This window comes from Microbacterium algeriense, assembly GCF_008868005.1.
In the GTDB taxonomy this organism is placed as follows: Bacteria; Actinomycetota; Actinomycetes; order Actinomycetales; family Microbacteriaceae; genus Microbacterium; species Microbacterium algeriense.
The window spans coordinates 1,101,968-1,120,805 of sequence record NZ_WAAO01000002.1 but is presented as its reverse complement, the minus strand read 5'-3'; the positions used below and the strand labels follow the sequence as shown (position 1 = coordinate 1,120,805).

Sequence of the window (18,838 nt, the reverse complement as noted above, 5' to 3'; positions counted from 1 at the left end):
CCGCCCTCTTTTCCTCTCGAGGGGATGATGATGACCAAGACCTGGGACGAGCGCGTCGAAGACGTCTGGGCCGAGGCCTCCGGCGAGGAGGTCGGCGACGAGACGATCGCGCGGATCGACGCCCTGGCAGCGGAGCGCGGACCGGACGACGCCCGCGCCGAGTTCGAGCGCGCCGGTGCGCGCGACTCCGCGGGGAGGCCGGCAGAGGCCGTCGAGCTGTATCGACGTGCTCTGGACCTCGGCCTCGACGAGGAACACCGTCCGCAGTGCGTGATCCAGCTGGCGAGCTCGCTGCGGAACCTGGGGGCGTACGACGAGGCGCTCGCGGTGATCCGTGCGGAGGAGGAGCTGTCGGCCGACGGGCCGTACCGGGACGCGGTCGCGACGGTGCACGCGCTCATCCTCGCCAGTGCCGGCCGGCCCGCACAGGGACTCTCCGTCGCGCTGCTGGCGCTGGTCCCGCATCTTCCGCGGTACCACCGCTCGATGACCGCGTACGCGCACGAGATCGCGCGCGCCGACACCTGATATGCCGACGGCGAACACGGCCTGGGCGCTGCGTTGACGCCGGTAGATTCGAATCACTGAAACACGGAATCAGGAGCTGACATGGCTGCAGAACCCCTCCTCGCAACGAGCGTCTTCGACAGGTTGCTGAAGGACCGCATCATCTGGCTCGGCTCGGAGGTGCGAGACGAGAACGCGAACGAGATCTGCGCGAAGATCCTTCTTCTCGCCGCAGAGGACTCCGAGCGAGACATCTACCTCTACGTGAACTCGCCTGGCGGATCGATCACGGCGGGTATGGCGATCTACGACACGATGCAGTTCGTGCCGAACGACATCGTCACCGTCGGCATCGGAATGGCCGCCTCGATGGGCCAGCTGCTGCTGACCGCCGGCACCAAGGGCAAGCGGTACATCACGCCCAACGCGCGCGTGCTGCTCCACCAGCCGCACGGTGGCTTCGGCGGAACGTCGAGCGACATCCAGACCCAGGCGCAGCTCATCATGTCGATGAAGAACCGCCTCGCGGAGATCACGGCCGCACAGACCGGCAAGTCGGTCGAGCAGATCAACGCCGACGGTGACCGCGACCGCTGGTTCACCGCCGAGGAAGCGCTCGAGTACGGCTTCGTCGACCACATCCGCGAATCGGCCTCCGACGTCATCGGCGGCGGCGGCACCGATCAGGACACCGAGTAACGGAAAGCGAAAGGACGCTCATGTACACACCCACCTTCCGCTCCGCCGGTGACCTGCCCTCCAGCCGCTACGTGCTCCCGCAGTTCGAGGAGCGCACCGCTTACGGCTTCAAGCGTCAGGACCCGTACAACAAGCTGTTCGAAGACCGCGTGATCTTCCTCGGCGTGCAGGTCGACGACGCGTCGGCCGACGACGTGATGGCGCAGCTCCTCGTTCTGGAGAGCCAGGACTCCGAGCGCGACATCACGATGTACATCAACTCGCCCGGCGGCTCGTTCACCGCGATGACGGCCATCTACGACACGATGCAGTACGTCGCGCCGCAGATCCAGACCGTGGTGCTCGGCCAGGCGGCGTCCGCTGCCGCCGTGCTGCTCGCAGCAGGTGCCCCCGGCAAGCGCCTCGCGCTTCCGAACGCGCGCGTGCTGATCCACCAGCCCGCCATGGGGGAGGCCGGCCACGGTCAGGCCTCCGACATCGAGATCCAGGCCGCGGAGATCCTCCGCATGCGGACCTGGCTCGAGGAGACGCTGGCGGCACACACCAACCGCACCCCGGAGCAGGTGAACCGCGACATCGATCGCGACAACATCCTCTCCGCGGAGCAGGCCCTGGAGTACGGCATCGTCGACCAGGTACTCACCACGCGCAAGCGCGTCTGAGCTGTTCGACACGAACGGGCGCCCGTCGGCATGACGGGCGCCCGTTCTGCGTCTCCGCGGATGTGCGGACCGACGAGCGTCCTCTGCGCATATGAGCATTCAGGTGCGCGAACGCGGATTCCGGCCTACCCTGGAGGAGGAAGGAGGAACCCGTGGAAGAAGACCTGCTCATGGTGCGTGTCGCCGAGCTGTACTACGACGAGGACAAGACGCAGGACGAGATCGGCGGGCTCCTCAAGATCTCCCGCTGGAAGGTCGGTCGGCTGCTGACGCAAGCGCGCGAGCGCGGCATCGTCCGCATCGAGATCGTGCACCCGCGCGCCCGCCGGCTCGGTCTCGAGCGCGAGCTGGTCGAGCGCTTCGGTCTCACGGACGCCGTGGTGGTCCCGGCGCCGGAAGGCGATGACGGGACGCTCGAACGCGTCGCCCAGGCCGCCGCGGATTTCCTGACCGCTCTGCGGCCCGTGCCCCGGACGCTCGGCGTCAGCTGGGGACGAACGCTGCGCGCGGTCGCAGAGGCCCTGCCCGACGGCTGGGCCAGCGGCGTCACGGTCGTGCAGCTCAACGGCGGCGTCAGCCTGAACCGCCGCTCCGGCGGGGCGGCCGGCCTCGCCGTGACGATCGCCCAGCGTGCCTCGGGGCAGGTCTCGCTGCTGCCGAGTCCGGCGATCCTGGAGCGCGTCGAGACGAAGCAGGCCATCGAGGCCGACCGCACCGTCGCGGCCGTCCTGGAGGAGGCGGCGGAGGCACAGGCCTTCCTCTTCACCGCGGGGCCCTGCGATGCCTCGTCCGCCCACGTGGAGAACGGCTACCTCCGTGTGGAGGAGGTGGAGGAGCTCGCGCGTCGTGGAGCGGTGGGCGACGTACTCGGCCGCTATGTCGACGCCGAGGGCAACATCGTCGACTCGCAGCTCGACGCCCGGACGGTCGGCGTCTCGCTCGACCGCCTGCGCGGAGCGAAGCGGGCGATCTTCGTGACCGCCGGACCCGCCAAGCATGACATCGCCCGCACGGTCGTGACCAGCGGTCTGTGCGGCGTCCTGGTGACAGATGAGACCACAGCACGAGCATTGTTGGAGGAACAGTGACGACGAAAGAACTCAGCCGCAGGACGGCGGTGGACGTCCTCGGTGGTGAGCCGGACGACGCGACCCTCCGTCGCTTCCTGCACGGCCTCCCCGGCGTGGACGCCGTGGGCCTGGAGCAGCGCGCCGCCGGGCTCGGCACCCGCTCCATCAAGACGACGTCGAAGGCCTGGGCCCTCGACAGGATCATCGAGCTGATCGACCTGACGACCCTGGAAGGCGCCGACACGCCCGGAAAGGTGCGGTCCCTGGTCGCCAAGGCCAAGACCCCGGACGCCTCCGATCCGTCGACGCCGCGCGTCGCCGCCGTCTGCGTGTACGGCGACATGGTGGGGGACGCGGTCGCGGCCCTCGGTGGTCTGCACGGCGACCCGGACGACGGTCTGATCTCGGTCGCGGCCGTCGCCACGGCCTTCCCGAGCGGACGGGCGTCACTCGCGATCAAGCTCGCCGACACCGCCGAGGCCGTCGCCGCCGGGGCCGACGAGATCGACATGGTGATCGACCGGGGTGCATTCCTGTCCGGTCGCTACGGTCTCGTCTTCGATCAGATCGCTCAGGTCAAGGAGGCGTGCCGCCGTGAGGACGGCTCGTACGCATCGCTCAAGGTGATCCTCGAGACGGGCGAGCTCAACACCTACGACAACATCAAGCGGGCGTCCTGGCTCGGTATCCTCGCCGGCGGCGACTTCATCAAGACGTCGACCGGGAAGGTCCAGCCCGCCGCGACCCTGCCGACCACTCTTCTCATGCTCGAGACGGTCCGCGACTGGTACCGGGGGACGGGCGAACGCATCGGCGTCAAGCCTGCCGGTGGCATCCGCTCCTCGAAGGACGCGGTGAAGTACCTCGTGACGGTCGCCGAGACCGTCGGAGAGGAGTGGCTTCAGCCGCACCTGTTCCGCTTCGGCGCTTCCAGCCTGCTCAACGACGTGCTCCTGCAGCGTCAGAAGCTCAGCTCCGGCCACTACTCGGGCCCCGACTACGTCACGATCGACTGATGCTTCGACAAGCTCAGCAACCCAAGGGATTGAAATGAACTTCCTGGAATACGCTCCGGCACCGGAATCCACCGCGGTCCTGAACCTCAAGGACAGCTACGGGCTGTTCATCGACGGCGAGTTCGTCGACGGCTCAGGCACCCCGTTCACCACCATCTCGCCGGCGACGGAGAAGCACATCGCCGAGATCGCCTCGGCCAGCGATGACGACGTCGACCGGGCGGTGGCGGCCGCGCGCCGCGCGTACGACAAGACCTGGTCGAAGATGAGCGGTCGCGACCGCGGCAAGTACCTGTTCCGCATCGCCCGTCTCGTGCAGGAGCGCGCCCGCGAGCTCGCCGTCGCGGAGAGCCTCGACAACGGCAAGCCCATCAAGGAGAGTCGCGACGTCGACGTCCCGCTCGTCGCCTCCTGGTTCTTCTACTACGCCGGCTGGGCGGACAAGCTCGACCACGCGGGCCTCGGCGCGAACCCTCGCGCGCTCGGCGTCGCCGGGCAGATCATCCCGTGGAACTTCCCGCTGCTGATGCTCGCATGGAAGATCGCGCCCGCCCTCGCCGCGGGCAACACGGTCGTGCTCAAGCCGGCGGAGACCACCCCGCTGACGGCGCTGATCTTCGCCGAGATCCTGCAGCAGGCCGACCTGCCGGCGGGTGTCGTCAACATCATCACGGGTGCCGGAGCCACGGGGTCGACGCTCGTGCGCCACCCCGACGTCGACAAGGTCGCCTTCACCGGGTCGACCGGCGTGGGGCGCGACATCGCTCGCGCCGTCGCCGGCACGAAGAAGAAGCTCACGCTCGAGCTGGGCGGCAAGGCCGCGAACATCGTGTTCGACGACGCGCCGATCGACCAGGCCGTGGAGGGCATCGTCAACGGCATCTTCTTCAACCAGGGCCACGTGTGCTGCGCCGGAAGCCGTCTGCTCGTGCAGGAGTCGATCCACGACGAGGTCGTCGACCGGCTCAAGACGCGCCTGTCGACGCTGCGACTGGGTGACCCGCTCGACAAGAACACCGACATCGGGGCCATCAACTCCGCCGCGCAGCTGGCCCGGATCCGCGAGCTCAGCGACATCGGCGAAGCCGAGGGTGCCGAGCGTTGGACCGCGGACTGCGCGATCCCGGAGCAGGGTTTCTGGTTCGCTCCGACGATCTTCACCGGGGTCGAGGCCTCGCACCGGATCGCGCGGGACGAGGTCTTCGGGCCCGTGCTGTCCGTGCTCACGTTCCGCACGCCCGCCGAGGCGATCGCGAAGGCGAACAACACGCCGTACGGCCTCTCCGCGGGTATCTGGTCCGACAAGGGGTCCCGCATCCTCGCGGTCGCCGATCGTCTGCGCGCGGGCGTGGTGTGGGCGAACACCTTCAACCGTTTCGATCCGTCGAGCCCGTTCGGCGGCTACAAGGAGTCCGGATACGGCCGCGAGGGCGGACGTCAGGGTCTCACCGCCTACCTCAAGGGAGCCGCAGCATGAGCAAGCGACTGACCGTTCCGAAGACCTACAAGCTCGCGATCGGCGGGGCCTTCCCTCGAAGCGAGTCCGGGCGCACGTACGAGGTCGTGACACGGAAGGGCGCCTTCCTCGCCAATGCCGCCAAGGCCTCCCGAAAGGATGCCCGCGACGCCGTCGTGGCCGCCCGTGCCGCCGTCAAGGGGTGGTCGGGGGCGACCGCCTACAACCGCGGGCAGGTGCTCTACCGCGTCGCCGAGGTGTTGGAAGGGCGCCGCGCGCAGTTCATCGATGAGATCGCGGAGCAGGAGGGGGTGTCCGCCTCCGCCGCGGCCGCGCAGGTCGACGAGGCCATCGACCTCTGGGTCTGGTACGCGGGCTGGTGCGACAAGTACGCGCAGGTCGCGGGCAACGCCAACCCGGTCTCGGGTCCGTACTTCAACATCTCTGTTCCGGAGCCGACCGGCGTGGTGGCGATCGTCGCCCCGCAGGATTCCGCGTTGCTGGGTCTGGTGTCCGTCGTGGCCCCCGCCCTGGTCGCGGGGAACACGGTGGTCGTGATCGCGAGCGAGCAGCATCCGCTCTCTGCCATCAGCCTCGCCGAGGTGCTCGCCACGAGCGACGTGCCCGGCGGAGTCGTGAACGTCCTGACGGGCTCGCCCGCGGAGATCGCTCCGTGGCTGGCTTCGCACCAGGACGTGAATGCCCTCGACCTGGCCGGCGCCGGCGACCTGGACTGGGTCGACATGCAGATCGCGGCGGCTGAGACGCTCAAGCGCGTGCTCACCCCCGGCGAGGTGATCGCCTCTCCGGAGCGGATCGGTGCCTTCACCGAGGTGAAGACCGTCTGGCACACGAAGAGCATGGTCTGACCGACCTGTCGGAAAGACGGAGGGCCCTGCCGCGCATCGCGCTGCCGGGCCCTTCCCATTCCTACTCGGCGCAGCTGCGACCGAGCTCGCCGGTCTCCGGAACGCGATGTGTTCCAATGCGGCCCGGTGTCGCATGCAGCGGTTAGGCTCGAAGGACGATCTCTGATCCCCCATAGGAGGACGCGCATGGCCCGCATCGGTGAAAGCGCTGACCTGTTCAAATGCTCTTTCTGCGGAAAGAGTCAGAAGCAGGTCCAGCAGCTCATCGCCGGCCCCGGCGTATACATCTGCGATGAGTGCGTCGAGCTGTGCAACGAGATCATCGAGGAGCGGATGGCGGAGTCCTCTGCCGAGGGCGTCGCCGAGTTCGAGCTTCCGAAGCCGCGTGAGATCTTCTCCTTCCTCGAGGAGTACGTCGTCGGTCAGGAGCCCGCGAAGCGAGCGCTCTCGGTCGCCGTGTACAACCACTACAAGCGGATCCGCGCCCGCGGCACGCTGCAGCCGGCCGAGCAGAAGGCCGAAGAGGTCGAGATCGCCAAGAGCAACATCCTGCTCATCGGCCCCACCGGCTGCGGCAAGACGTATCTCGCGCAGACTCTGGCCAAGCGACTGAACGTGCCGTTCGCGGTCGCCGATGCCACGGCGCTCACCGAGGCGGGCTACGTCGGCGAAGACGTCGAGAACATCCTCCTGAAGCTCATCCAGGCCGCCGACTACGACGTCAAGCGCGCCGAGCAGGGCATCATCTACATCGACGAGGTCGACAAGATCGCCCGCAAGGCCGAGAACCCGTCCATCACGCGCGACGTGTCGGGCGAGGGCGTCCAGCAGGCCCTCCTGAAGATCATCGAGGGCACGGTGGCCTCAGTGCCGCCGCAGGGCGGCCGCAAGCACCCGCATCAGGAATTCCTGCAGATCGACACCTCGAACGTCCTCTTCATCGTCGCCGGTGCGTTCGCCGGCCTCGAGGACATCGTCTCCGCCCGCGTCGGCAAGCACGGCATCGGCTTCGGCGCCCCGCTGCACGACAAGGGCAAGGATCTCGATCTGTTCAGCGAGGTCCTGCCGGAGGACCTGCACAAGTTCGGCCTAATCCCGGAGTTCATCGGTCGCCTCCCCGTCGTGACGAACGTCTCGCCGCTCGATCAGGAGGCGCTCATCGACATCCTGACCGGCCCGCGAAACGCCCTGGTGAAGCAGTACCAGCGGATGTTCGAGATCGACGGCGTGCAGCTCGAGTTCGAAGACGAGGCGCTGCGTTCCATCGCCGACCTCGCCGTCGAGCGCAAGACCGGCGCCCGCGGACTGCGAGCGATCCTCGAAGACGTGCTCGGACCGATCATGTTCGAGATCCCCTCCGTGGAGGACGTGGCCAAGGTCATCGTGACCCGCGCCGCAGTCGACGAAGGCGCACCGCCCACCATCGTGATGGAGCGCAAGCGCAAGAGCGCGTGAGCGACGCGCCCGCTCCCTGGACGACCGTCGCTCGCACGACGGTCGTCGCCGACCGCTGGATCCGTCTGCACGCGGACGACTGCGCAGACGGGAGCGGCAGGCGGATAGCCCCGTACTACGTCCTCGAGTACGGCGACTGGGTCTCGGTCCTCGCCATCGACCACGAGGGGGCGGCGATCGTGGTCGAGGAGTATCGCCACGGAGCGGGTATCGTCGCACTCGGCACCATCGGCGGGGGAGTGGAACAGGGCGAGGTCCCGCAGGACGCCGCCGCGCGTGAGCTTCTCGAGGAGACGGGAGCCGTCGCCGACGAGCTGGTCTCCCTCGGTTCGACCTGGGCGAACTTCGGCAACCACACCAACCGCGTGCACCACTTCCTCGCTCTCGGCTGCTCCCGAGTCGCGGACCAGTCCCTCGACGACGACGAGGACATCCTCGTTCGCACGCGGCCACTGGAGACGCTCGGCGAGCACCTCAGCCAGAGCTATCATCAGCTCACCTGGTACAAGGCGATGGAGAGGATCGGGCGATGACAGGATCGGGACGCTGGCGCGTGGTCGCCACCGTGCTCGCGATCCCCGCCGCTCTGATCGTCCTGGCCGGAGTGGCCATCATCGTCATCTTCTTCGTGTCCACGCAGGACAAAAACGGCGATGATGTGGCCAGGGGCACCGTCGAGCATGTCGCGGGGGCGTTGGAAGCCGACCTCCGCGGGGCTTACGACCTCACGGATGCGGAGACGGTCGCCGCGGAGATGTTCCGATCGCGCACGGCGACGGTCGAGCCGCTGACCTGGAGTGGCGCCTTCGGCTCGGCGGAGCCGATCACGATCCAGGCACGCATCAGCGCGACGGTGGAGGCGAGCGGTTCCGGTGCCATCTTCTCGTCGTACACGTCTGCGGGCTCTGCCGAGAAGTGCTATCGGTACACGGTGCCCGGCTTTCGGGAGGCCACGTCCGAGGAGGTCTCCTGCGAGGGCATCCCCGAGCCCCTCGATCCGCCGCGGTCCTCCCGTCCTGAGCTTCCGTCGGATGCGGCCGAGCGCGTGGAGAGCGTCCTCGTCGCCGCGGCCGGGTCCGATCCGACGGACGCGCTGCGGGCGGAGTTCCCCGGTTCGGCGATGACCGTCGAGGTCGAGGAGACCTCGGCGGGCGAGGTGGTCGCCGCGGTGGGGGTGACGCCGGGCACCGACTGCGTGCTTCGCGTGGTGAGCCCGACGGGCGAGGTCACCGCGCCGTCCTTCGACCCGATCTGGCTCGAACCCGGCGAGACCGGCTGCTCCACCCGGCTCTACACCGCCCCGCCTCTGTGATCCGTCCCGTGTGCGTGTGTGCGCGTCCGCATCACTCCACCGGCATCAGCAGGTCGGTGCGCAATTCGCTCGGCACGGTATCCGGATCGGAGACGTACACCTCGATCCAGATGCCGCGCGGACGCAGGGCGGCTTCGGCGGCGCGCTCCACGAGCCCGGCCCATCCGGCGCCGAGTCCTTCGTAGGAGCCGAACACGGTGGTCGCCACGGCCGCGCCGTCCGGAAGCGTCGACGCCACGATGCGTGCGCCGTCCGGTGCGGCGATCGCTGCGGAGGGCGCCGCCTGCACGGGGAAGCCGAGTTCGAGGTCGAAGACTCCCATCGGATCGCCGCGGTAGATCGCCAGCGCGGGTCCGGTCGGGATCAGCGTGCCGTCGGCGAAGAGCGCGCCGATCGCACCGTACCCCCGGTCGAACGCGTCCTGCAGGTCGGCGATGCGGATGCCGTCGTGGCGGATGACGGCGAGTGGGACGGTTTCGAGCTCCAGGCTGTCCGCCGGGCCGAACGGTGCATCGGGGAAAGCGTTCATGCGCTCAGGGTCTCACGGCTCAGGCGTCCAGTCCACGGCGTCTCAGCAGCGGTTCGATCGTGGCGTCGCGTCCACGGAAATCGCGGTACGCCTCCAGCGGGTCCTTCGAGCCGCCGACGCCCAGCAGCCGCTCGCGGAACCGGTCGCCGTTGGCTCTCGTGAGTCCGCCGTTCTCGCGGAACCAGTCGACCGTGTCGGCGTCGAGGACCTCGCTCCAGATGTACGAGTAGTAGCCGGCGCTGTAGCCGCCGGAGAAGACGTGCGCGAAGTACGTGGAGGAGTAGCGCGTCGGCACCGCAGGGTCGTCGAGCCCGATGTCGGCGAGGGCGGCCGCCTCGAACGCGGCGACGTCGTCGACATCCGCGCCGACGGGGAGGCGGTGCCAAGCCTGATCCAGCCAGGAGGCGGCGAGATACTCGCTCGTCGCATGGCCCTGATCGAAGGTCTCGGTCGCGCGGAGGCGCTCGACGATTGCGGGATCGAGCGCCTCTCCGGTCTCGTGGTGCCGCGCGTAGTCGTCGAGGACCTCGGGCCAGAGGATCCACATCTCGTTCACCTGGCTGGGGAACTCCACGAAGTCGCGGAACACATTGGTCCCGGCGAAGTGCGGGTAGGTGACGGTCGCGAAGAGGCCGTGCAGCGCATGGCCGAACTCGTGGAACAGCGTCGTGACCTCGTCGAGCGTGAGCAGCGTCGGCTGCCCGTCGCCCGGCTGCGGCACGTTGAGGTTGTTGACGACGACGGGCGCGCTCCCGCGCAGGCGGGACTGGCTCACGATCGCGTTCATCCAGGCACCGCCGCGCTTGGAGTCGCGCGTGTAGAGATCCAGGACGTAGAGGCCGAGGGCGGAGCCATCTTCGTTGCGCACCTCGAAGACGCGAGCGCCCGGGTGGTAGGCACTGAGGTCGTCGCGCTCGGCGAAGGTCACGCCGTAGAGGCGGGTCGCCGCGGAGAAGACCCCGTCCTGCAGCACACGCTCGGCCTCGAACCAGGGACGCAACGCGCTCGTGTCGATGTCGTAGCGGGCCGTGCGCACGCGCTCGGTGTAGAACGCCCAGTCATGCGCTTCGACGGGGAACGGCTCCGGCTCCGTCTCGTCCACGATCGCCTGCAGCGCGGAACGCTCGGCACGTGCGTTCCGGGCGGACGGGCCCGCCAGGCGGCGCAGCATCCGCTCGACCGCTTCCGGGGTTCCTGCCGTCTCGTCGGCCGTGACGTACGCGGCGTGCGACTCGTAGCCGAGGAGCTTCGCGCGCTCGGCCCGCAGGCGGACGATCTCGAGCAGTACCGGACGGTTGTCGTTCGCGTTGTCGCGCGACCCCCGGGAGAGCGACGCCGCCATGATGCGGCGGCGGGACTCCCGGACCCGCAGCTGGGCCAGAGCGGGATGCCCTGTGAAGAGCGGCAGGGTGAGGAGGTATCGGCCATCGAGCCCGCGATCCTGCGCTGCACGCGCTGCGGCCGAGAGCTCGCCCTGACTCAACCCGTCGAGCTCGGCAGGGGAGTCGAACACGACGGCGAGGTCGTTGGTGTCGTTCAGCAGGTTGCGCTCGAACGTGTTCGTGAGCACCGACAGCTTCTGGTTCAGGGCGGTCAGCGCCGCCTTGGCGTCGTCGTCGAGGCCGGCACCCGCATGGGTCATCTCCCGGTGATAGCGCTCGACGAGATAGCGCTGCTCCGGGTCGAGACCCATGGCGTTCCGCTGCTCGTACACGCGCTCGACGCGCCAGTACAGCGCGCTGTCGAGCGTGATCGCGTCCTGATGGGCGGCCATGAGCGGCGCGAGGTGCTCGTCGATCTCCTGGATCTCGGGCGTCGCATCCGCGGAGCTCACCGTGTAGAACGTGTGAGCCACGCGGTCGAGAAGCTCGCCCGAGCGCTCGAGCGCCTCGACGGTGTTCTCGAAGGTCGGCATGGACCGCACCATCGTGATGCGGGCGATCTCCGCGAGCTGTTCGGCGAACCCCGCCTCGAACGCCGGCAGGTAGTGCTCGGTGCGGATGGCTCGGTAATCGGGGAGCCCGAACGGGAGCGTCGACGGCTGCAGCAGCGGATTCGTGGCGTCGGTCATCCTTCGAGCCTAGCCATCGCCGTCACCGGCCTCAGGAGCTCTCGTCGCTCAGGCGCGTCATGACCCGCCGGAGCGCCTCGACCACGACACGGACCGAACGGCGGCGCAGATTCTCCGGACGCGCGAGCACGTCGATCATGCGGTGCGTGCTGACTCCTTCCAGCGGAATGCGCACGATGTCGCGGTCGTCGGTGCTGCGGGAGGTGAACCGTGGGAGCATGCCCAGCACGCCGCCGGCGGCGACGACGGCGGAGACCGCGCCGTAGTCGTTGATGCGGTGGAGGACATCGATCGGACGGTTCGCGACAGCGGAGACGGCGCGCAGCACGTCGTCGGGGGAGTAGCCGACGCGGCTCGTCACCCATTTCTCGCCTGCGACGTCGTCGGGTGTGAGACGGGCGCGCGTGGCGAGCGGGTGCGCCGTGGACACCGCCACGTCCAAGGGCTCGCGAACGAGCGTGAGGCTGCGGATCCCCTGCGTCGGCCAGGGCTCGGAATGCTCCATCCGGTGCGCCAGCACGAGGTCGTGGCTGGCGGTGAGCGCGGGGAACTCGCTCTGGGCGACGTCCTCATCGGTCAGCCGCACGGTCGGCGCGTCGCGCTGCGCGGTGAGGTCGCGCAGCAGGAGGCCGAACAGTGCCTGCCCGGCGCTGTGGAAGCCGCTGAGCCCGACGACGCCGCTCGGAGCATCCTCGAAGTCGTCCAGCGCGTGTCTGGCCGCCGCCATCGCGTCGATCGCCTCGGCGCCGGCTGCTGCCAGGACTTCGCCGGCGCTCGTGAGTGCCAGTGTCCTGCCCGTGCGACGTGTGAGGGGAGCGGGAAAGGAGCGCTGCAATGCGGCGAGCTGCTGCGAGACCGCCGAGGGGGTGACCCGCAGGGCCTCGGCGACGGCGGTCACGCTGCCCAGCGCACCCAGCTCGCGGAGGATCTGCAGCTGATGGAGTTCCACGCGCATAGTTTAGTTCCGTCTACAGCAACTCTGCAGAAGATGCCGATTGCTCTACACGGTCATGTGCGGTGGGATCGAAGCCATGAAGGCACTGTTCAAAGACGCACTGGGTGCCGGCCTGGAACTCGTGGACCGACCGGAACCGAGCGCGGGTGCAGACGAGGTCGTCGTCCGCGTGCTCCGCACCGGGATCTGCGGTACCGACCTGCACATCCTCCGATGGGACGAGTGGGCCGCCTCCTCCATCGCGGCCCCGCTGATCCCCGGCCACGAGTTCTACGGCGAGGTCGTCGAGGTCGGCCCCGGCGTCCATGACATCGCAGTCGGCGACCGCGTCTCCGGAGAAGGCCACATCGTCTGCGGGACCTGCCGCAACTGCCGGGCGGGACGGCGGCAGATGTGCATCCGCACCATCGGACTCGGGCTGCAGCGCGACGGTGCCTTCGCGGAGTACCTGTCGCTGCCCGCCGCGAACGTGTGGGTGCACCACGCCGAGGTCACCCCGGAACTCGGAGCGATCTTCGATCCCCTCGGCAACGCCGTCCACACCGCGCTCACCTTTCCCCTCGTGGGAGAGGACGTGCTCGTGACCGGCTGCGGGCCGATCGGTCTCATGGCGATCGCCGTCGCTCGGCATGCCGGTGCGCGGTTCATCACCGCGACGGATGTGAGCGCGCCCCGGTTGGAGATGGCGCTGCGCATGGGGGCCGATCAGGTCGTGGACGTCTCCGTCCGTGACATCCGTGAGGCGCAGCAGGCTCTCGGCATGCGCGAGGGCTTCGACATCGGTTTCGAGATGAGCGGCGCCGCATCCGCCCTCCCCGCCATGATCGACAACATGAACCACGGTGGTCGCATCGCGATGCTGGGCCTGCCGAGCGCAGGGTTCGGGATCGACTGGGGCAAGCTCGTCACGCACATGCTCACGATCAAGGGCATCTACGGCCGGGAGATGTTCGAGACGTGGAATGCGATGGGCGCGATGCTGCAGACCAGCGCCACTCTCCGCGATGCCATCGGCCGCGTGATCGCTGACGTCATCCCGGCGCGCGACTGGCGACGTGGATTCGACGCGGCGGAATCGGCGGGCACGGGCAAGATCATCCTCGACTGGACGGAGCTGTGATGTACGCGACCTTCAAGAACCATGTGGCCGACGAGCTGGCGGGGATCGAGGAGGCGGGGCTCACCAAGCATGAGCGCGGCATCCGCGGCCCGCAGCGGGCCGAGATCACCGCCGACGGCGCCGAGGTGCTGAACTTCTGCGCCAACAACTACCTCGGTCTCGCGGACGATCCGCGCATCCTGGATGCCGCCAGGGCGGCGCTGGACGAGTGGGGCTACGGCCTCGCGAGCGTGCGCTTCATCTGCGGCACGCAGGAGCAGCACCTTGAACTCGAACGTCGGCTCGCGGACTTCCTCGGCACCGACGAAGCGATCCTCTACTCGTCCTGCTTCGACGCGAACGGCGGCGTCTTCGAGACGCTGTTCTCCGCAGAGGACGCGATCATCTCGGATGAGCTGAACCACGCGTCGATCATCGACGGCATCCGGCTGTCCAAGGCGCGCCGGCTGCGGTACCGCAACCGCGACATGGTGGATCTCGAGGAGCAGCTTCAGGCGGCTGCCGACGCCCGCTTCCGGGTGATCGTGACGGACGGCGTGTTCTCGATGGACGGCTACATCGCCCCGCTCGCTGAGATCTGCGACCTCGCCGAGCGGTACGACGCCCTCGTCTTCGTGGACGACTCGCACGCGGTCGGCTTCGTCGGCGAGAACGGGCGCGGCACGCCGGAGCTGTGCGGCGTGGCGGACCGCGTCGACATCTACACCGGGACCTTCGGCAAGGCCCTGGGCGGAGCCTCCGGCGGCTACGTCGCCTCGCACGCCGAGATCGTCCGTCTCCTGCGGCAGCGGTCGCGGCCCTATCTGTTCTCGAACACGCTCGCCCCCGCCATCGTCGCCGGCACCCTGACGGCGCTCGACCTCGTGGAGGGGTCGGCCGAGCTGCGTGCTCGGCTGCGTGAGAACGCGGCGCTCTTCCGGGAGCGGATGACCGCCGAGGGGTTCGAGCTGCTCCCGGGGGAGCACCCCATCGTGCCGGTGATGTTCGGGGATGCTGCGAAGACCGCGCGGATCGCGACGGAGATGCAGGTGCGGGGCGTCTATGTGACGGCGTTCAGCTTCCCCGTCGTCCCTCGGGGGCTCGCTCGCATCCGGGTGCAGCTCTCTGCGGCGCACACGGCCGAGCAGGTGGAGCGGTGCGTCGCGGCGTTCGTCGCGGCGCGCGCTGCGGTGGAGTGAGCGCGTTGCAAAGAAATGCTTGCAAAGAGATCTTTGCAAGAGTATCTTTGCATCCATGACGAACGAGACGCAGGTCCGCACCCTCGATGCCGGGGCGCTCAAGGCGCTGGCTCATCCGCTCCGAGTGAAGATCTTCGACCTGCTCGCCGCTCGCGGTCCGCAGACGGCCAGTTCGCTCGCCGCGCTCGTGGGCGAGACATCGGGATCGACCAGCTACCACCTGCGTGCCCTGGCCGCCCACGACCTCATCCGCGAGGTCGAGGGGCGCGGCACCGCACGCGAGCGCTGGTGGGAGCGGCCCAAGGGACGCATCGATGTGCCCGGTCCGGATGAGATGACATCGCCGGCGAACCGCGCCGCGGCGCAGATCGTCACGTCCGAATTCTTCCGGCTCCGCCACGAGACCCTCATGAGCTACCTGAACCGACCGCAGGCCGAAGTCCCGGAGGACTGGCGAGACGTGGGGATCACCATCACCACCCACCTCGACATGACACCGGAGCAGGCGATGTCGCTTCGGGAGGAGCTCGAAGCCATCGTCGAGAGCGCCATCCAGCGGTACCGAGGCCAGGAAGGACCGGATGTGCGGCGGGTGTCGCTCCGGGCCGAGCTGTTCGATCTGCCGACCCCGCCCCGCGCGACCCCCGCGTCGGCCGCCCACTCCGAGGAGGAATCATGACCGCCGCCACGCTCCACCTGGCCGTCCCGACCCACACCGAGCGGGGACTCCTTCGCCTCGCGGACCGCCTCACCGCTTACGTCGAGCACCGTGTCGAGCGTCGGGCACAGCGCAGGACCCTGGCCCTCGACCTGCTGCGCGAACAGCAGGCGCGCCGCCACGACCCCCGGGCTGTCGACCACCTCCTCGCCCAGGTGGGGGTGCCGCGTCGTTGACGCCGAGACCCCGGGCTCGCGACGAGACCCCCTGATATCCGTGCGGGTATCAGGGGGTCTCGTCGCGAAGGCGGGGTCTCGGCTCAGGTGAAGGGGCGCGAGACGACCTCACCGGAGGGGGACTGAAGGACCTCCCAGCCGGCGTCGAGCTCGGCGATCGCGCGGCCCTCGAGCCAGGTGAGGGTCCAGTGGCCGGTGAGGCCCTGGGACTCGACCTCGGCGATCGCGGGACGTAGCGCCTCGGGGACGGACGCCGGCGGCTGGGCACCCGTCGCCCACCGCGTGCCGAGCTGCATCAGGAGGCCTCAACCGGGGCGAGCTCGATCGCGGTGACCGCGAACTCCTCCGCCTCGGTGATCTCGAGCTCGGCGATGCGGCCGACCGCGCGGAGGTCGTCCGCCGCGGCGCGCAGGGCCTCGACCTTCGCGGTGGGAGCGGCGATGGCGGCACGGGAGACCGGGGTCTTCTGCGATGCCTTCGCCTCGGTCTTCGCGCGCCGGATGCCGATGAGCGCCTCGCTCGCGGCGGCCAGCACGGCCGGGTCGCCCTCGATGCCGAGCTTCTCGGGCCACGCAGCGGTGTGCACGGAGCCCGCCTCGAACCACGACCAGGCCTCCTCCGTGGCGAAGGAGAGCACCGGGGCGAGCAGGCGGAGCAGCGTGGACAGCGCCAGACGCAGCGCGAGGGCGGCCGAGGCCTGACCCACGTCGTTCTGGTTGTAGGCGCGCTCCTTCACGAGCTCCAGGTAGTCGTCGCAGAACGTCCAGAAGAACGCCTCGGTCAGCTCCAGCGCCCTGGCGGCGTCATACCGGTCGAACGCCGCGGTCGCCTCGGCCACCACGCCGTCGAGTGCCGTGAGCATCGAGGCGTCGAGCGCGTGCGTCACCTGCGCGCCCTCGGGCACCGGGAACGACAGCACGAACTTCGCGGCGTTGAGCACCTTGATGGCGAGACGCCGACCGATCTTCACCTGGGTCGGGTTCTGCGGGTCGAAGGCCGCGTCCATGCCGAGGCGGCTCGACGCCGCCCAGTACCGCACTGCGTCCGAGCCATGGGCGTCGAGCACGTCGGCCGGGGTGACCACGTTGCCCTTCGACTTCGACATCTTCTTGCGGTCGGGGTCGACGATGAAGCCGGAGATGGCGGCGTTCTTCCACGGGGCGCGGCCGTCTTCGAGCGTGGAGCGCAGCATGGTCGAGAAGAGCCAGGTGCGGATGATGTCCTGTCCCTGCGGCCGCAGGTCGAACGGAGCGGTGAGCTGCCACAGCTCCTCGTCGCGCTGCCAGCCGCCCGCGAGCTGCGGGGTCAGCGACGAGGTCGCCCAGGTGTCGAGGATGTCGGCCTCGGCGTCGAACCCGCCCGGCACGCCGCGCTGGTCCTCGGTGTAGCCCGCCGGCACATCCGTGGTCGGGTCGATGGGCAGCGCGGCCGCGTCCGGGGTGAGCACGCGGTCGTAGTCGCGCTCGCCGTTCTCGTCCAGCGCATACCAGAGCGGGATCGGCACGCCGAAGAACCGCTGCCGGGACACGAGCCAGTCGCCGGTGAGGCCGCCGACCCAGTTCTCGTAGCGGACCCGCATGAAGTCGGGGTGCCACGCCAGCTCGGTGCCGTGCGCGAGGAGCTGATCGCGCAGCTCGCCGTCGCGGGCGCCGTTGCGGATGTACCACTGCCGGGTCGAGACGATCTCGAGCGGGCGGTCACCCTTCTCGAAGAACTTCACGGCGTGCTGGAAGGGCTTGCCGACGGCGGTCATGTCGCCGGTCTCCTGCAGCTTCTCCACGATCGCCTTGCGGGCGCTGAAGACGGTCTTGCCGGCCACGTTCTCCGCGTACCAGGCGCGCGCGTCGGCGTCGGCCACGATCGACGGGGCCTCGGCGAGGAAACGGCCGTCGAGGCCGATCGTCGTCATGTTCGGCAGGGACTCGCCGGCAGTGGTGCGCAGCTCGCGCCACCAGATGATGTCGGTCACGTCGCCGAAGGTGCAGACCATGGCGGCGCCGGTGCCCTTGTCGGGCTGGGCGAGGTGGTGGCCGTGGATCTCGATCTCGGCGCCGAAGTAGGGCGTACGGACCTTGGTGCCGATGAGGTGCTTGTGCGGTCCCTCGGGGTGGGTCACGATCGCGATGCACGCGGGGAGGAGCTCCGGGCGCGTGGTGTCGATCGCGATGGAGCCGGAACCGTCCGCGAAGGGGAACTCGATCGTGTGGTACGCCGCCTGCTGGTCGCGGTCCTCGAGTTCGGCCTGCGCGATCGCGGAGCGGAAGTCGATGTCCCACAGCGTCGGCGCCAGGGCCTGATAGGCCTCGCCGCGCTCGATGTTGCGGAGGAAGGCGAGCTGGCTCTGCCGGATCGTGTCGTCGGAGATGGTGCGGTAGGTCTGCGTCCAGTCGACGCTCAACCCGAGCTGACGGAACAGCGCCTCGAACTGCTTCTCGTCCTCGATCGTGAGGCGCTCGCACAGCTCGATGAAGTTGCGACGGCTGATCGGCTGCTGGTCGGCGGCGCGGCTCGACTTGTTGTCGCCGCCCTCGAACGGCGGGGTGAAGTCGGCGTCGTAGGGGAGCGACGGGTCGCAGCGCACACCGTAGTAGTTCTGCACACGGCGCTCGGTGGGCAGGCCGTTGTCGTCCCAGCCCATCGGGTAGAACACGGTCTTGCCGCGCATGCGCTCGTACCGCGCCTTGACGTCGGTGTGGGTGTAGGAGAACACGTGACCGATGTGGAGGCTGCCGGAGGCGGTGGGCGGCGGGGTGTCGATCGAGTAGACGCCCTCACGGCCGAGCTCGGCGGCGCGCAGACGGTCGAACAGGTACGTACCCTGCTCCGCCCAGGCGGCGTCCCACTTCGCTTCGAGACCTTCGAGTGCGGGCTTGTCGGGAATGGCGGACATGGAGGTCTCCTCGAGCGATGTATGCGGCACTGTGTGAGCGTGCCTGAGTGTGGGTGGTGCCGCCCAGTCTACCGAGCGCACGGGCGGGGCGCTCGACCCGGGGGAGCGCTCGGCGCGGCGCTGCGGCCGGCCCCTCCGACGCTGGGAGGATCGGT

At 69.1% G+C, this 18,838-nt stretch carries 19 protein-coding genes; 14 read left to right on the top strand and 5 right to left on the bottom strand.

Annotation, left to right across the window (positions count from 1 at the left end; translation table 11 throughout):
- Positions 1 to 30: 30 nt before the first annotated feature.
- From F6A08_RS13015 to F6A08_RS12970, 10 genes are all read left to right on the top strand, one after another.
- Positions 31 to 528, top strand: coding sequence for a tetratricopeptide repeat protein (locus tag F6A08_RS13015; protein WP_151459638.1), 498 nt, complete (start codon positions 31 to 33; stop codon positions 526 to 528).
- An 81-nt stretch (positions 529 to 609) separates the two neighbouring features.
- Positions 610 to 1,206, top strand: a complete 597-nt coding sequence (locus F6A08_RS13010) for an ATP-dependent Clp protease proteolytic subunit (RefSeq protein WP_017830295.1) — start codon at positions 610 to 612, stop codon at positions 1,204 to 1,206.
- A gap of 20 nt (positions 1,207 to 1,226) precedes the next feature.
- Positions 1,227 to 1,868 carry an ATP-dependent Clp protease proteolytic subunit gene (locus F6A08_RS13005; protein ID WP_124895726.1) on the top strand — a complete coding sequence of 214 codons (642 nt, stop codon included), beginning with the start codon at positions 1,227 to 1,229 and terminating at the stop codon, positions 1,866 to 1,868.
- 152 nt (positions 1,869 to 2,020) lie between these two features.
- Positions 2,021 to 2,956 carry a sugar-binding transcriptional regulator gene (locus F6A08_RS13000; protein ID WP_124895725.1) on the top strand — a complete coding sequence of 312 codons (936 nt, stop codon included), beginning with the start codon at positions 2,021 to 2,023 and terminating at the stop codon, positions 2,954 to 2,956.
- Entirely contained in the window at positions 2,953 to 3,954 is a 1,002-nt protein-coding gene (gene deoC, locus F6A08_RS12995) for a deoxyribose-phosphate aldolase (RefSeq protein WP_151459637.1), read from the top strand. The genes F6A08_RS13000 and deoC overlap by 4 nt, the downstream gene beginning before the upstream one ends.
- 34 nt (positions 3,955 to 3,988) lie before the next feature.
- Positions 3,989 to 5,431, top strand: a complete 1,443-nt coding sequence (locus tag F6A08_RS12990) for an aldehyde dehydrogenase family protein (RefSeq protein WP_151459636.1) — start codon at positions 3,989 to 3,991, stop codon at positions 5,429 to 5,431.
- Entirely contained in the window at positions 5,428 to 6,279 is an 852-nt protein-coding gene (locus F6A08_RS12985; RefSeq protein ID WP_151459635.1) for an aldehyde dehydrogenase family protein, read from the top strand. Before F6A08_RS12990 ends, F6A08_RS12985 begins: the two co-directional genes overlap by 4 nt.
- A 186-nt stretch (positions 6,280 to 6,465) precedes the next feature.
- Positions 6,466 to 7,734 carry an ATP-dependent Clp protease ATP-binding subunit ClpX gene (clpX, locus tag F6A08_RS12980; protein ID WP_124895721.1) on the top strand — a complete coding sequence of 423 codons (1,269 nt, stop codon included), beginning with the start codon at positions 6,466 to 6,468 and terminating at the stop codon, positions 7,732 to 7,734.
- A complete protein-coding gene (locus F6A08_RS12975; protein ID WP_151459634.1) occupies positions 7,731 to 8,267 on the top strand; it encodes an NUDIX hydrolase in 537 nt (178 codons plus the stop codon). Before clpX ends, F6A08_RS12975 begins: the two co-directional genes overlap by 4 nt.
- Positions 8,264 to 9,046: a hypothetical protein gene (locus F6A08_RS12970; RefSeq protein ID WP_151459633.1), complete on the top strand. Its 783-nt coding sequence runs from the start codon at positions 8,264 to 8,266 to the stop codon at positions 9,044 to 9,046. Before F6A08_RS12975 ends, F6A08_RS12970 begins: the two co-directional genes overlap by 4 nt.
- Positions 9,047 to 9,077: 31 nt before the next feature.
- On the opposite strand, the gene F6A08_RS12965 is transcribed toward F6A08_RS12970, so the two are convergent.
- From F6A08_RS12965 to F6A08_RS12955, 3 genes are read right to left on the bottom strand one after another with little or no spacing between them, the layout of a single operon-like run.
- Positions 9,078 to 9,575 (bottom strand): GyrI-like domain-containing protein, encoded by a 498-nt coding sequence (locus F6A08_RS12965; protein ID WP_151459632.1) that lies wholly within the window; start codon positions 9,573 to 9,575, stop codon positions 9,078 to 9,080.
- A 19-nt stretch (positions 9,576 to 9,594) separates the two neighbouring features.
- Positions 9,595 to 11,646 (bottom strand): M3 family metallopeptidase, encoded by a 2,052-nt coding sequence (locus F6A08_RS12960; RefSeq protein ID WP_151459631.1) that lies wholly within the window; start codon positions 11,644 to 11,646, stop codon positions 9,595 to 9,597.
- 31 nt (positions 11,647 to 11,677) lie between these two features.
- The gene (locus tag F6A08_RS12955; RefSeq protein WP_151459630.1) at positions 11,678 to 12,595 is read right to left on the bottom strand and encodes a LysR family transcriptional regulator; all 918 of its coding nucleotides are present in this window, start codon (positions 12,593 to 12,595) and stop codon (positions 11,678 to 11,680) included.
- 82 nt (positions 12,596 to 12,677) lie between these two features.
- Between F6A08_RS12955 and tdh the strand changes: the two genes are divergently transcribed.
- The 4 genes from tdh to F6A08_RS12935 are packed head-to-tail and all read left to right on the top strand — an operon-like array spanning position 12,678 to position 15,793.
- Positions 12,678 to 13,721, top strand: a complete 1,044-nt coding sequence (gene tdh, locus F6A08_RS12950; protein WP_151459629.1) for an L-threonine 3-dehydrogenase — start codon at positions 12,678 to 12,680, stop codon at positions 13,719 to 13,721.
- A complete protein-coding gene (locus F6A08_RS12945) occupies positions 13,721 to 14,899 on the top strand; it encodes a glycine C-acetyltransferase (protein ID WP_151459628.1) in 1,179 nt (392 codons plus the stop codon). Before tdh ends, F6A08_RS12945 begins: the two co-directional genes overlap by 1 nt.
- Positions 14,900 to 14,954: 55 nt before the next feature.
- Entirely contained in the window at positions 14,955 to 15,578 is a 624-nt protein-coding gene (locus tag F6A08_RS12940; RefSeq protein ID WP_151459627.1) for an ArsR/SmtB family transcription factor, read from the top strand.
- A complete protein-coding gene (locus tag F6A08_RS12935; RefSeq protein WP_124895712.1) occupies positions 15,575 to 15,793 on the top strand; it encodes a hypothetical protein in 219 nt (72 codons plus the stop codon). Before F6A08_RS12940 ends, F6A08_RS12935 begins: the two co-directional genes overlap by 4 nt.
- Positions 15,794 to 15,876: 83 nt before the next feature.
- On the opposite strand, the gene F6A08_RS12930 is transcribed toward F6A08_RS12935, so the two are convergent.
- Positions 15,877 to 16,089 carry a hypothetical protein gene (locus F6A08_RS12930; protein WP_124895711.1) on the bottom strand — a complete coding sequence of 71 codons (213 nt, stop codon included), beginning with the start codon at positions 16,087 to 16,089 and terminating at the stop codon, positions 15,877 to 15,879.
- On the bottom strand, positions 16,089 to 18,683 hold the full coding sequence (valS, locus tag F6A08_RS12925) for a valine--tRNA ligase (RefSeq protein ID WP_151459626.1): 2,595 nt from the start codon (positions 18,681 to 18,683) through the stop codon (positions 16,089 to 16,091). Before valS ends, F6A08_RS12930 begins: the two co-directional genes overlap by 1 nt.
- Positions 18,684 to 18,838 lie beyond the last annotated feature (155 nt).